General features: G+C 65.7%; 12 protein-coding genes. 2 read left to right on the forward strand and 10 right to left on the reverse strand.

The features are described from left to right. Positions 1-669: 669 nt before the first annotated feature. From ACH4YL_RS40070 to ACH4YL_RS40105, 8 genes are all read right to left on the reverse strand, one after another. Entirely contained in the window at positions 670-1938 is a 1269-nt protein-coding gene (locus ACH4YL_RS40070; RefSeq protein ID WP_398512467.1) for a helix-turn-helix domain-containing protein, read from the reverse strand. 127 nt (positions 1939-2065) lie between these two features. Further along, positions 2066-2275, reverse strand: a complete 210-nt coding sequence (locus ACH4YL_RS40075) for a hypothetical protein (protein ID WP_398512468.1) — start codon at positions 2273-2275, stop codon at positions 2066-2068. 291 nt (positions 2276-2566) lie between these two features. Beyond that, positions 2567-4975, reverse strand: coding sequence for a site-specific integrase (locus tag ACH4YL_RS40080; protein WP_398512469.1), 2409 nt, complete (start codon positions 4973-4975; stop codon positions 2567-2569). Beyond that, positions 4972-5319, reverse strand: a complete 348-nt coding sequence (locus ACH4YL_RS40085) for a helix-turn-helix domain-containing protein (protein ID WP_398512470.1) — start codon at positions 5317-5319, stop codon at positions 4972-4974. Before ACH4YL_RS40085 ends, ACH4YL_RS40080 begins: the two co-directional genes overlap by 4 nt. Positions 5320-5333: 14 nt before the next feature. After that, a complete protein-coding gene (locus ACH4YL_RS40090) occupies positions 5334-6437 on the reverse strand; it encodes a tyrosine-type recombinase/integrase (protein WP_398512471.1) in 1104 nt (367 codons plus the stop codon). A gap of 65 nt (positions 6438-6502) precedes the next feature. After that, positions 6503-7195 (reverse strand): tyrosine-type recombinase/integrase, encoded by a 693-nt coding sequence (locus tag ACH4YL_RS40095; protein WP_398512472.1) that lies wholly within the window; start codon positions 7193-7195, stop codon positions 6503-6505. A gap of 173 nt (positions 7196-7368) precedes the next feature. Next, positions 7369-8427 carry a hypothetical protein gene (locus ACH4YL_RS40100; RefSeq protein WP_398512473.1) on the reverse strand — a complete coding sequence of 353 codons (1059 nt, stop codon included), beginning with the start codon at positions 8425-8427 and terminating at the stop codon, positions 7369-7371. Positions 8428-8620: 193 nt separating this feature from the next. Beyond that, positions 8621-9853 (reverse strand): tyrosine-type recombinase/integrase, encoded by a 1233-nt coding sequence (locus ACH4YL_RS40105; protein ID WP_398512474.1) that lies wholly within the window; start codon positions 9851-9853, stop codon positions 8621-8623. A 342-nt stretch (positions 9854-10195) separates the two neighbouring features. Between ACH4YL_RS40105 and ACH4YL_RS40110 the strand changes: the two genes are divergently transcribed. Beyond that, positions 10196-11290, forward strand: coding sequence for an IS30 family transposase (locus ACH4YL_RS40110; protein WP_398512475.1), 1095 nt, complete (start codon positions 10196-10198; stop codon positions 11288-11290). 489 nt (positions 11291-11779) lie between these two features. On the opposite strand, the gene ACH4YL_RS40115 is transcribed toward ACH4YL_RS40110, so the two are convergent. Next, positions 11780-12649: a transposase family protein gene (locus ACH4YL_RS40115; RefSeq protein WP_398512476.1), complete on the reverse strand. Its 870-nt coding sequence runs from the start codon at positions 12647-12649 to the stop codon at positions 11780-11782. A gap of 187 nt (positions 12650-12836) precedes the next feature. Continuing rightward, entirely contained in the window at positions 12837-13601 is a 765-nt protein-coding gene (locus ACH4YL_RS40120) for a transposase (protein WP_398512477.1), read from the reverse strand. A gap of 106 nt (positions 13602-13707) precedes the next feature. Here ACH4YL_RS40120 and ACH4YL_RS40125 point away from each other — a divergent pair, with 106 nt between their 5' ends. After that, positions 13708-14031, forward strand: a complete 324-nt coding sequence (locus tag ACH4YL_RS40125) for a hypothetical protein (protein WP_398512478.1) — start codon at positions 13708-13710, stop codon at positions 14029-14031. The last annotated feature ends 216 nt before the right edge of the window (positions 14032-14247 follow it).

Raw genomic sequence — 14247 nt, forward strand, 5'->3', positions numbered from 1 at the left:
CGACGACACAGGTCCAGCGTCTCGTCCATCGAGATCGTGAACTCCGGGACCCAAACAGAAGGCCGACACAAGGTAGGCAAAGCGTACCCACTCTCCTGGTCGCAGTTAGGCGGAGGTCGCTGTGCAGCGGAAGGTTGAAGAGCGGCAACGCGACCTTCTTCCTCCAGGGCTCCCGGCACGTTTACAGTGCCTGTGGATTCGGAAAATATGCGCTGCCAGTATCCGGTGTAGTCGTGGAACAACTACGAAGCTGTACCAGCTGGTACAAAAATGCTCCTCAAGGAAACTTCCGGCAGGATCGGATGAAGTTCGAGCTGATCCGCCCGTATTCCGCCGGACCACCCCAGCCGTGCCGAAACCGCAGTGTCAGCGGCGCCGCTGCTCCAGCTGGCGCTTACTCCTTACAGGTAATTGGGTCAACGGACCTGATTCTCAAAACGACCTACATTGAGAGGACTTCCCACTCTTCGCGCCATTCCTTGGCGTGGTCCAGCGAACAAAGGCCCGTTTGCCCTTAAGTACTGTCCACACTGAACTTCTGGCCACCCCGTGCCTGGTGCGGGTTGCGGCGGGCAGCGGACGACGAAGCTGTACACCGACCTTCTCTGAACTAGCGAAAGGCCCCTCAGCCGCCCGGGAAGGGCGGCTGAGGGGCCTCATGGGTTCTAGTCAGTCGTCGTTCAGCGCGGTGTCGAAGTACCCATCGGCTGCGAGGGTCCGCAGGAAGGAGCCGACGAGGCGGCGAGTGGCGGCTCCAGGGGTCTCGTTGAGTTCGGCCCAGGTGGTCTCCGTGGCCTGTTCGTAGGTATCCCGGTCGTAGCGGTTCCGCTGCACGGAGGTCCCTCGGTAGTTCTGCGGGACGCTGGTGTAGGGGCTGCGGCCACGGAGCCTGGTGATGCCGAGAGCGAGGGCCCAGTTGCCCATGTAGCCGGCGTCTGCTGCGGCCTGGCGCACGAGTGCGAGGAAGCGGCGGGTGTTGCCCACCACGGCGGGATCGTAGAGGAAGTGGTCCTCGGTATCTCCGTCGAACCGCTCAGAGAGGCGGCTGGAGAAGAGCCGGAGGCCTCCGTTCTCGAAGACCTGTAGCTCGATCGCGTTTTCGTCGTGGTAGGCGCCCGGGTTCCGAGTGAAGATGCGGCCCTCGCCGAGGTTGTTGCTAGCCCGGGCCGCCCCTCCGCTGCGTCGGTAGCCATTGCCTGCGTCAATGAGCTTCGGGTAGGTCTCAAGGCCATCCAGGCGGGCGTTGATCTCGGGGGTGTAGGCCTTTTCGACGAACCGGGCGAGCTGCAGGTTCCAGTTCGGTCCGCTGGTGAGGTCCAAGAGCATGTCCCGCGGGGCAGCGAGGGGCTGGGCGACGAGGAACAAGTGGGACTGCTTCCCGACGTCGTGCATCGGGTCGTCGTCGATCTCCTGCTTGAGCAGGGCGAGTGCATCCTGTTCAGCGTTCCGGCGTCGTTCGTGGAGCCGGACGACTTCGGAGTCCGGGAGGGTCCTCTTGGTCTTGTCGCCGCGCCCGAGGTAGCGCCCTTCGACCATGTGCGGGGCCAGCGGGCTGGCCGGAATGTGGATGACGAGGTATCCCTGGGCGGGATCGGCCTCCGACTTGATGGGGTCGGTGAGGATTACCAGGGGCGGGTCGGGGATGGAGCCGGCGACCTGCTCGACCTTCTCCGGGAGCCCGTTCAAGGGCTGCGGGGAAAGGCTGAAGGTGCCGTTCTGCTTGTCCTCGGCCAGCCCGACGATCATCGTGCCGCCGTCGATGGCGAAGGACGACAGATCGCGCGCCAGCTCCTTGTTGTCGCCCTTCGTGCCGAGCATCTCCTTGGCGTCGAAGTAGTGCTTCTCCTCGATGAGACCGCCGGTGATCGCGGCCTGGAGGTCGGCCTCGGTCTTCGGGGTCCAACGGGGGTTGCTCGGAGACAGGTAGATCGAGATCACGCGCGGATCCTCACTGTGCATTCAAACGGGTGTCCCCAACTCGGAACGCCCGCACCGAGAGTAGGACCATCGTCACAACATGCGCATACCGATTTCCGTACTTCCCTCGCTCCAGCCTCACGGGCGGTCAGGGAGACGGTTCGTCCGCCTCACTGGATCGGGCAGCAATCCGGCTGAAGCTCGGCAGGCCGAGGTGGACCACGGCCGACGCGCGAGCCGTCTCGGCATCGAGCTGGCGAAGCTTCTCCTCGGCGCCGGCGAGGCTGATCTCGCCGAGCCCCCCTTCGCGCTCGGCTTCGACGATGCGGGCGACGAGGTTGTCCCGGATCTCGATCAAGCGATGCCGCTGTTCAGGGTCCGGCCGTAGAAGGGAGCATCGGATGCACGCGTGTTCGTGGATGCAAGGAGTGCCAAAGGAGCGTCCGCAGATGCCGATCGAGAGTTTGCGTTTCTCGAAGTGCCCCAGGAACTGGTCCCATTCCTCGCAAGTGGACGTCCGGTATTCGTCCGCGGGGCGCAGGGCCCGGCGGCGGGCGATGAAAGCCCGATGGGCCTCGATCGCATCGTGCGGATAGACCGTAGACCGATAATGGTGGAGTCGGGTATTGGAACTGTCTGAATACCTGGGTCAAGATCTCTCCCGCTGGCTGACGTCGGCGGCGTAGGCGGTCCAATCTCCTGCTGATGCCTTCTGCCACTGGACGGCGACCTGAATGTGGACGCCGAGCATCCTCGCGAGGACCGCGGCGGGGAGTTCGGTGGCGAGGGTGAACAGTGCGGTGGAGCGGACCTGCCGAGGTCGTAGCCCGATCTTCTGCAGGCGAAGGGCGAGCCGGTCATCGCCGATGGGGTGGCCCGGGCGGCCCCCGGGAAAGAGCCAGCGCACGTCCTCGGGTGTGCCGATCTTGGCTTTGCCGCGACGAGTGGCGATGAGCTTGCGGATCAGGTCGGCCAGCGGTTGGGGCAGGACGACTGGAACGGTGCCGAAGGTGATCTCGACGTGACTCTCGCCGAGGTGGATATCGGCGGTGGTGAGTCGACAGATCGTGGCGATCTTCTGGGCATAGAGGACCAAGAGCAGGCCGGCGACGCGGTCTGGTGTGGGCAGCGTGTCGTCGCGAAGGAGGCGACGGGCGTCCGCCCAGCGCTTCTCGCTGTCGATGGTGCTGGTGGGGCCAATCCAGCGGACCGTGCCGTAGGTCAGTCCCTGTGTATGTCGGTGCTGTACGGACCAGCGGACGAAGTGGCCGGTCTCGTCCCGGTAGCTGGCCTCGGGTTCTGAGCCCCAGGTCTCCAGGTCGGGCTGGGTGCAGGTTCCGAGAGTCCGGCCGTGGCTGGTCAGCCAGTCGAGGAATTTGGACGCGGCGGTGACATGGCAGCGGACATTCAGGGCCTGGAGGTGAGTGGTGTTCTCGTTCGCGAGGCGTTGGCGGAGCCTGCGGAGGTGGTGCCAGACCGCATAGCCGTGGAGGATGCGGCGTTCGTCAAGATCCGTTCGGTTCTGGAGCGTCGCCGTGATCCAGTTTTCCAGGGCGACGAGGCGCTCATCGCGGGGTGGCAGGGCTCCAGTGGCGACCAGGACACTGCGAAGATGCGCGAGGGTCTTGTCCGCGGGCAGTTCATCGAGGGCCTCATGGGTGACAGGCCGGTCGTCGCAGCCCATCTGTGTCAGGAGATCACGGACATTGGGACGGGAGATCCAGGCCAGGGCGACGTCCGGGCGTTCAGCTCCAGCCAACGCCGTGTGGAATGGAATGAGTTCGGCACTGACGGTGTCCGAGCCACCACCAAGGAGCTCGCGTATCTTCCGGTCGAGAGAGCACCGCTGGCATGGGCGGGTGCTGAGCTGCCAGGTAGTCATGCAGACCGGGCAGCGTCCCCAGAAGTCGGGGTCGGGGTTGGTGCACTGAGCACACAAGGGCGCCTCGAGAGTGCCGCTGCGGGTTTGGGCGATGGCGCCGCAGCCGCTGCAGGTCGCCCATCGCTGCTGGCAACGAGTGCACCAAGGCTGTCCGGTGGCTCGGGAGATCTCACAGGAGGCCGTGCGTCCGCAGATGCCGCAGTCGGCGGTCATCCTTGGGCGGCAGCTCGCGCAATGCGGCCCGTTGGGAAGCCGGGTTGCAACCGGTCGGTGCCGACGGCAGACGCCGCATTCTTCTAGGTTGACAGGGTCACTGACCAGGCAGTTCGCGCAGAGCGGCTGTCCGTCACTGTCGCGGGCTGCAGGTTCGCGGACGGCCCGGCAGCGTGAGCAGGGAATGGCTGCGTGGCGGGCGAAACAGGCCCTGCAGACCCTCTTGCCGTCCAGGACTTTCGACAGTGCCTTGACTTCGTGGCAGCGCGGGCAAGCCGGATTGACAACCTTCGTGGCTCCGGCCGCGACGAGTTCGCCGATGAACCGCAGCATGGCCGGGGCGGGAGCCTCATAGCCGGCACCAGTCAACAGCTCGGGGCAGTCGATCACGGCCCAGGCCAGACGACGTTGGCCAGCGAGCCGGGCGGTTGAGCGTTCGAGCGCAGACAGGACGGTCTCTGCATCGAGGGCGGGATCGAGATGCGTGACGAGGGCGGTGAGCTTCCCGACTGGATCGCCGTCGGCATCCGGACATCTGGCGCATCGGGGCTCGCCGTGGCGGTCTCGGCTGACGACCCGTCGCATGTGGTGACAGCCGGCGCAGATTGCCGGCTTGTCGAAGCACGGGGTGCATCCCCACTGGCCATTCACTCGACTGCTCACGTAGAGACGTGCTTTTCCGCACTCGCCGCATCGGGGAACGGCGACATCACGGGCACCGGCCTCGCGCAGGGCGATCAGCAGTTTGGCGACGCAAAACGGGGCTGGCGGCTGTCCGGTGCGCAGCAGCGACGGGTCGTTGTCCAGGGCCTGGGCGAGGTTGCGGCGGCCGGCCCGCGAGCGTGCGAGGGTGCAGACGATGCCGCGGATGCGGTCGGCGTCCATGTGCCCCTCGACGTTCCCGACCAGCCGCACGATCACGCCGACCGGGTCGGTGAGGACCTCCTCGGTGGTGCCGCTCAACGATCAACTCCCGTGATCCGGGCCCTCTTCGGCCGCAGGCCACCGACACCTTCGGAAACGGATGTCCCGCCCGCGGCGGCCTTCGTCGGCTTCTTCACCGCTCCAGCCACGGCGATCGGCTCAATGAGGTCGTCCATTGTGCATTCCAGGATGTCCAGCAAGGCCATGAGAATCTTCAGACTGAGCCGCTCGGGCCGCTCGACGACGAGCCGGTAGACCTGGCTCGTGGACAGCGCGATTCCGCGTTCCTTCAGCGGCGGCAGCAGGTCGGTGGTGGAGAACATCCCGCGGTCCGCCATGACCTTGCGCAAGTGCCAGTTGTAATCGAGCTTGGCGGCCATCATCGGGTCCTTCCTCGTCAGACGCCGGCGAACGCCGGGGCCAGTGCCTTGCTCAGGGCAGTGTTCATGAAGTCGTCGCTGACGTGGGTGTAGATGGCCGTGGAGCTGTCGCAGTCGTGGCCGACCTGCTGCTGAATGAAGCGACGGTCGACCCCGTCCTCGGTCAAATGCGTGACGTACGAATGGCGAATTGAGTGCGGAACTAGATCTTTTGGGAGTTTCAGCGCATCGCGGTAGGCAACGAACCGAGCGTTGATTTCCGAGGGCTTGACCCGGCCGCCCCGTTCAGTCACCCAGAGCGCGGGATGGTCCTCGCAGCCGAAGCGTGGCCGGACGTTCTCGACATAGTCCGCGACCGCCTCGACGGCCCAGTCCATCACCGACAGTACGTTCCGGCGCCGCGGCGGCTGCCCCTTCTTCGCCTTGCCGTAGCGGACGTTGAGCGTCCCGTAGCGGCCGAACTGGCGAGCCTTCGGATTCCGCCCGAAGTCGACCACATCCAGCTTGGACGTCTCGGTCCGCCGAAGCCCCCACCCGTAGATGACCTTGAACAGTGTGGCGTCCCGATAGGCAGCGAGAGCACCCTTGCGCTTTGACTTCACGGCGCGGTCGACCTGATCGTCTGCATAGTCGAAGAAGCGCTGCAGCTCTTCCCGCGTGAACGGCCTCGCCTCCGGGTCACCCTCATAATCCTGCAGGTGAGGGAGAGTGTTCCACTCATGGCAGATAGCCACCGGATGAGTGCCGAAGGCGTCCTCGCAGGCCGATCCCCAGCCATAGCGACCGTCAATGAGGAACTCGGTGAACAGCCGGACGTCGCCCTGGTAGCTGCGGATCGTGGACGGCGCAAGATGTTGCTCACCGGTCAGGTAGGCGGACCACTCGTCCATGTGGGCCGGCGTCCACTGCCACGGGTAGTCGTTCGCGTACTTGAGGAACCGGCAGATCAGCCGTTCCCTCGGGTCGATCGTCTCGTCCTTCAGCCCTCGCGACTTCTGCTGAGCCCGCCACCCCCGCAGCATCGCGTCGAACATCGCGTCCTCGGGACGCAGCTGGACCACCCCTGAGACGAGCTCCAGGTGAGCCGCCCCGGCAAGGGCCACCTTCTGCTGATGCACCACTCCAGACCATCCCTTCTGGAGGGCAGATCATGCATCAAACGGGTTCACCTCGGCAACATGCCTGCTCAGGAAGCTAGTTCGTAGTAGCGTTGAAGACCTTCAGACCCTCGTTGTGCGCTGGAGACCTGCGGCTTCTCGCCCGTCTGACGCAATTCCCGAGGGTCGTTGTAGCCCATCGTGGTGTTGATGTCCTTGTGGCCGCAGATGATCTGGGCGATGTGCGGCGGCATCCCGTTCGCGATGGCGTCGGTGACGAAGATCCGGCGGAAGTCGTGCGGTTGGAAGCGCAGAGGCTTGCCGTTTTCGTCGATCAGGCCGGTGGCGGCCAGAACCTCGTTGAGGGCCTTGCGGATGTTGGCCGGCGAGACGGGCCAGAGGCGGCCGGCGGAGTCCCATTGGAACAGCAGCGGCAGAGGCGGGTTCCAGAGCCTTTCTCGGTCGTCGAACGAAGCAACCAGGGGGATCGCGCCGGATCGGTCGCGAACTCGCCAGACGATCGTGCTCAGGACGTCGGCGAGCTCAGGGCTGACAAGCAGCGCTCGTTCCTCGTCGGTCTTGGACGGGGCGATCTGCAGCAGCGGGACGATCTCTCCGGTGCTGGGGAGTTTGTATTGCGTGATGCTGTGATGGCTGGTCTCCAGCATTTCCTCGATGCGGACGCCGGTGTGGCGAAGAAACTCCACTGCGGCCCAGGCCCAGAAGGCCCGGTGCTCGTCCTGGGTGAGGTTGCGGCGGTGCCCCTGTTGGTCCCAAGCCACCCGGGTGAACCGTAGCGACCCGTGCAGCCGACGACTTCGGCTTGATGAACGTCTCGCCCAGGACGGCGAACTCCGTGCCCGGTTCAGCCTGTTGCAGGGCTTCGAGCCGCACCCGAGCATCGTGGAGCCGCTTGGTCACGAAGTCGACCAACGTTGGCAGGACCGGAAGCCGTTCACGTGTCCGTCTCCGGGATCGTGACTGCCGCTGCTTCTCGTGTTTGGCCGTCCCGGGTCTCTTCCGCGCTGATGGGGCAGCGGACGGCCCAAGGTCCCCAGCGGGCAGGATCTTCCGCGGCCCACTGTGCGAGGTCGCGGTAGAACGCGCGGATGAGCATCAGGACCGAGATGTAGGAGATCCTCGGCTTGGTCGTCTCGATGACGGTGCCGTCCGGCTGCTTCTTGCGCTCGGTGATGGTGCGGAAGCGCTCCTTCCAGGCGGTGGCGATGTCACCTGGCAGGTCGATCGAGTCGATCCCGGGGTGGTAGCGCTCAAGGTCGGCCCAGAAGTTGTTGGCCAGCGCCCGGGAGAGGTTCTGCAAGGTGCTGTAGTCGACGCTGGGCTGTCGTTCCTTGAGGTAGTCGACGATCAGGTTGCGAACGGGCCGGCAACGCAGGTGGAAGCGGTCGACCAGCTGCTCGACGGTCAGCTGACCCGGTCGCAGACTCCGCAGGCGCAGGCTCACCGGCGCGTCCTCGGGGAAGATCTCCAACTGGCGGAGCCAGGTGTAGAAATGAGTATGGACGGCACCTTTGTGGCGAACTCCGTGCTCGATCAGACGGAGTTCGAGGCAGTCGCCGACGGTGATGTCGCGGACACCCCCACCTTTGGCGATCATGATGCGGATGATCTGGCTTTGTGCGGTCGCCGCGTTGGTCGATGCCCAGACGTCGTCGCCCAGGAGAGCGGCGAGCTTGGCAAAGCCTGCGGGGTCGCGGTGGTCGGCAACCGCGTTCCGCAGGTGCAGTGACGGCCGCATCGCGACCAGCCAGGGCAGCTCGGGACGGATGATGTCGTAGGCGAACAGGATGAGCTTGCCCGATGCCAGGTCAGGTCGCTTGGCGTTGGGAACTGGGCGGCCCTGATGGTCGGTCCAGGCGGTGCCGGTGGACATCCACTCAGCTGGGTCCGAGCTCGGGGCGGAACTGGCCTGCCAGCGTTCCTGCCAGGTGGAGCCGGGGAAGTTCTCCAGCGCGTCAGGATGGCGGCCGCGCCTCGCCGTCGGGAGGACCACTTGTAGCTGCCGTCCTGACCTCGGCGAGGGAGAGGGATGCGGCCGAGGATCTCCTCGCGGGGCAGGGCCGTCGCCGGCCAGGAGACGGCCGCCACCCGCGGCGGGAAGCGTTGCAGCAGGGCCGCCTGTGCCTCCGCCGTCATGTCCGTGATGGCCACCGGTTCTGGACGTGTAGCAGGCAGAGCGGCGGTCGTCATGAACGGCCTCCGAACAGGATGCTCAGGGACTCGGGTTTGTAGCCGGGTGCAAGCGGCGGAGGCGCGGGCTGATGCTGACGGCGCTCGAAGTGAGCCAGGATGCTGCTGACGACCTCCTCCTGGCGCGGGTTGAGATACCGCTGAGTGGTGCTGAGACTCTGGTGGCCAAGGACCCATTGGACGTTGACGAGGGGCATCTGCGGGTCCTGGGCCATGCGGTAGGACGCGGTGTGCCGAAGATCGTGAAGCGTCCAGTTCGAGCCTAAGAGCTTGTTCGCGCGGACGAACATCGCCCGCGCGGCGTGATATTCCAGAGGCCGCCAGGGACGCCGCAGGGTCCACCACAGCGGCTCGCGCTTGCCGCGGGGAAGCCCTCGCCGCCACGTCTCCTCTTGATAGAGGCGCAGCCAGACGAAGGCGTCGATTGAGACGGGCAGTTGCTGATAGTCGCGGCTGCCCTTGCGGACCACTCCGATGAGCTGCTCGCCGGGCAGCGGGTTGCCCTGCCTCGTGGTTAACAGCTCGTCGGCTCGGGCCCCGGTGGAGACCCAGAACGCCAATAAGGCTCGACCACGGTGATACTTCAGCCCGGCGAACAGCTGGTCGAACATCTCGTCCGGCACCCGTCGCGGGATGCGGTCGGGCACTTTGGGCCGGTAGCGGCCCCGTCGCTCGCCCCGGAATGGCTTGCGCGGATCGTGATGGGCATGGGCCCGACGCCCTCGCCGCGAGCGGTCCAACGGGAAGGGATTGATGATCGGGCCTGTGCCCTCATCCAGGTGGAAGTCGTAGAAGTTCCGCAGCACCGTCTCCGCGTGGGCGCGGGTGGTGGGCGCGTACTTCGTTCCTGGTGACGGCTTGCCGGTGATGGGATTCGGCGTACCGGGTTCTGCCCTCCTCGACGACGGAGAGCCTGGTGTGGTGGCCCCACGCTGCTTGAGTCGCCAATGAACGCGAACCGGCTTGTCGGCGATCTGCATCCATCGGGCGAAGTCCTGCGCTTCCACCCTGGTAGCTCGGTCCCATGGCACCTCCAGGACCCACAGAAACCGCCACCATCGCAACAAGTCCAAGGCGTACGAGCGGATCGTCGTCGCCGGCTGGCCCCGCGCCTGCATGTCCGCGAAGTACACGGCTGTCGGCTCGATGCGTTCGCCTGCCGGGTCAAGCAGCCGGTACGGCTCCCATGTATCCCCGGTCTCGACTAACCGACCTGTCTCGGGCAGCACGAGAGCCGCCAAGTCCCTCTCAGGGACCGCTGGTTCAGGCATAGTCGGGGAAGCTAGCAGGACCCCATCTGACCTGCCAATTTCTCTAGATTAGTTCAGTCAACTCACCGGGACTGCCACTTCGCCCACCATCCAGATCCGGGCGGGTTGCCCCACGTGTGCGGGCGCTGCGCCCGGGTGTCGGCGACGGCTGAAAAGTGGACCAGTAGCGACGCTTGGGTTCTAACGCTTGTCGCAACATTCCTTGATCATTAGGGGTGTGTTGAGGCGAGGCGGGGACGCAAGCGCAGGCTGGAGCTCGAGGCTGAGTACTGGCGCCTTCTGGCGGCCGGGGTGGGTAGTGTGGAGGCGTGCAGGCGACTTGGGATCGGACGGAAGACGGGCTACCGGTGGCGGGCGGAGAACGGCGGGCTGCAACCCGACTATCTGCCAGAGACATCCCGGTCAGGCCGGTACCTGTCGCTGTTGGAACGCCGCAGGATCGCCTCATTGCGCGAACGCGGCCTGACGGTCCGGGAGATAGCTGGCCTGCTCGGACGTGCACCATCGACGGTGAGCCGTGAGTTGCGGTGCAACAGCCGCCCACATGACTACGGCAGATATGACGCCGACCTGGCTCACCACCGTTGCCGCGAACGGGCCGGGCGTCCTAGACGCGCCAAGCTGGCCACGGATCCCGAGCTGAAGGCCGAGGTGCAGTCCAAGCTCGATCTGGAGTGGAGTCCGGAGCAGATCGCCGCCCATCTGCGGGCCCACTGGCCCGAGCACCCCGATCGGCACCTTTGTCACGAGACCATCTACCGAGCCCTCTACCAAGGTGCCAAGGGTGGCCTGAGCAGGACCTTGACCAGGAAACTCCGCACTGGCCGGCCCCTACGAAAGAAGCGTCGCCGCCCTGACCAGCGCATGCCCAGATTTGTCGCACCCGCCGTCCTCATCGCGTGCCGACCAGCGATCATCGAGCTGCGCGAGCGTCTCGGCGACTGGGAAGGCGACCTCGTCGTGGGCGCCCGCAGCCAGTCCGCCGTCGCCACCCTCGTCGACCGACGCACTCGCTATCTTCGCCTGGTCCCGCTGCCTGAGGGGCACTCGGCCGGCCAGCTGCGTGATGCCCTCATCGCCAGCCTCCGGAAGCTGCCGGAGGAAGCCCGTCGCAGTCTCACCTGGGACCAAGGCTCCGAGATGGCCCGCCATCATGAACTGGCACCCTATTTCACCGACGGCATCTTCTTCGCTCGCCCGGGCAGTCCCTGGGAGCGGGGAACGAACGAGAACACCAACGGCCTGATCCGGCAGTACCTGCCCAAGCGCACGAACCTGTCCATCCACACGGCTGACGACCTACGCGCCATCGAGCACCGACTGAACAACCGACCCCGCAAGACACTGAGTTGGCAGACCCCAGCGCAAGCATTCGCCGCAGCTCTGTCAGTCTGAGCCTGCAACGTTGCGACGATCATGCGAATCCGCCTTAGAACCCAAGCGCCGGAACTGGGTCACGATTCACGCGTCGCCGACACACGGGATGGTTCCAGACGCGGATCAGCCGTACCTGAAGGCGGCTGTCGAGGGGCGCGCCGCGGCGAGCGTGCCCGATTCGCGTTTGCCGGATTCTTCCGGGGATGGCCGGCCCTTTGGGGCGGGGAGGAATGGGACTCCTGCGGAGGAGGGCAGAGGTGGCCGTTTCGCCGCTAGGGCGGAACGGTGTCCACCGCACGACCGGTGAGCTCCAGTACGGCCCAGCCCTCCCCTGACCGGACGCCGGATCCAGGCCACCGAGGTCAACGGGAATGCTCCAGGGTCCATGTCCTGACGGTCTGGCGGGTCTTGAGAGAAAACAGCTTGCAAGTGCACTGGACACGCCGGCCTAACGAGCTCGTGCATGGTTGGCGGTGGCGTGTCGAGAGGTGCGGCTCTGCCCGGGGTTCACATTCGCTCATCGGCCATGAGGGTGGCGGTCTGCTGGTGTGACAGCAGCCCGGCGACGGCCTGAATGGTGTCGGTCATGTGCTCGCGCCGGCCGTGGTGACGGGTGAGAGCACGCCAGTTCTTGAGGTGTGCGATGCCGTGCTCGACCCGGATGCGCCGGGATGAGTGGGCCTGGCGCTGGCGTTCGTAGATCTCCTCGTACCAGTCCGGAGCGTTCTTCTTGAACTTGCGGTGTGGTGGTGTCACCACTCGGCCGCCCGTCTGAGCTCCCAGTCCCTGGTAGCCGGCGTCGGCGAGGATCTCCACGGCGGGCCCGCCTGCAAGGAGCTTGACCAGGCCTAACTGCCGGGCGTGTGTGATGTCGGCACAGCTGGCCGGCTGAGCCGGGCTGCAGAACAGCAGCCTCCCCTCGGCATCCGTGACCACCATGGACTTGACGGCGTTCTGCTTGTTCTTGCCGGAGATGAACTTCTCCCGGTCCTTGCGTCCCGCGGCAGGCCTGCGAACCCGGATCTCCGTGCCGTCGATGATCCCGGTCTGCCCGCTGGATCCGAGATGGTCGATGACCTCGGCCAGGGTCCGCAGCCGGACGCCGGGCGCGATGGTGCAGCCGCGGATGGCGAGCAGTGGTCGCACCTCACCGATTGCACGCGTGATCGTGGAACGGTCGACACCGAACCAGCAGGCCAGCACGTCGTGGGTGGCACCGTGGCGCAGGTGGACGAGGGTGGCCAGCAGCCGATCGACGAAGACCAGCTTGTGCTTCGCACCGGCGCCCACTGCCCGGCGCCGCGGCCGCGAGGTGAGCGCAGCCCGATGCCGTTCATGCCACAACGGGCCCACCTCCACGACGAGTTCAGCAATCACGTCGGCTGTCAGGCCCGTGATCTGCTGGCTCTGGATAATCGCTGCACTGCCCGGTTCCCCACCACACAGACCATGATCAACGATGACGGTCGCGACACGCCACCGCCAACCATGCACGAGCTCGTAAGGCTTGTCCCGTAAGTGATCTTCAGGCGGGTGGGGACACAGCCGTCGAGGTGCGCATCCATCAAGCGAGGGTGAGGTTGTGCAGGCGGGCAACGCCGAGGATGGCTTGGTGGACCCCCTCTCCTTTGAGCCGGCAGTCGCGGAGGATCTTCCAGGTCTTCATACGGGCGAAGGTGTGCTCGACTCGGGCACGAACCTGCTTGTGGGAGCGATCATGTTCCTCCTTCCAGGACGGGAGCTCGTCACCCTTGCGCCGACGGTGTGGAATGACCAGACCGGTGCCCTGATAGCCACCGTCGGCAATCGTCATCGTGTTGCCGACGGCGGCTTTGGCGCCGGACTCCTCCCACCCTCGGGAATCGTGCCGGTTGCCGGGCAGCGGCCGGCCAACCACGACGACGCGGCGGGTAGCGGCGTCGGTGACCACCTGATGGGCGGTGGAGTACCGATAGTTCTTCGACTGCTCAGCAACTGTGTGGTCGCGGGTGGGCACCAGGGTGCCATCCACGATGAGCACGGTGTTCTTACGGAACCGCTTCCGCGGCTGGAGCGCGAGCATCGGCCCGAGGTGGTCAATGATCCGGTCCGCGGACGACTTGGAGATCCCGAACAACAGGGCAAGCTGCCGCATCGTCAAGTTCGTGCGCCGGTACGCCGTGACCAGCAAGATGCGGTCCTCAAGCGACAGGCTCCACGGGCGACCGCGGTGCAGATCGATGGCCTGCTCGTGCCGTATCACGGCCACCAACTTGCTAAAGCTACGCGGGCTCAATCCGCTGAAGGGAGCTGTCCAGGACGGCGTCGACGCCGTGATCACACCAGCCACGCCGTGATCGTTCCACCCCGGGACGAGGCCGAACGAGTGCCTTCCGCGCAAGGGGCAGCGCCCGACGGTGCTGTGCCTGCTGGCGTGTCCAGTCCAGAATGCTGTCGTGGCCGAGGATAAACAGAGCAGCGTGGAACCGCATTCATTCCTGACGTGCGCGACGGAGGTGGCTCGGCTGCTGGGTGTCGAAGACGTCGCCATGAAGCCGGACGACCGGCACGCCCGCCACCTCGCCCATGCGGTGCGTAAACCGCTGCTCGAACGCGCAAGTCTGCCCGAGGAGTTGTTCGCCCCATTGATGGCGGCAGCCGTGTACGACCCAGACCCCCAGCTTCTGCCGCTGGTTCGTCGAGCCGGCCGTCTACGCGTTCGGACGTCGCCGTGTGATGACAGCAATGGTCGACTACCTACGGATCGGCACGGATGCTGAGCGAGGGGGTGCCGTGCGGGCCTGGTACTGCGCCCATGTGCCTTTGCGCGCAGACCGGTCCCCAGCGTACGGACCGGTGGGGTACGTGATTCCGCCCTGGACGAGTCGCAAGACATCAAGGTTAAAGCGTGTTGCAGAAGGCTGTGATCAGGGCATTTCACTTGTATGCGTGGGGTGTTGAGGGCTGAGCCGGTGTGGGTGGAGACGTTCACTGGA

It is taken from the genome of Streptomyces sp. NPDC020681, assembly GCF_044334895.1.
Classification (GTDB): domain Bacteria; phylum Actinomycetota; class Actinomycetes; order Streptomycetales; family Streptomycetaceae; genus Streptomyces.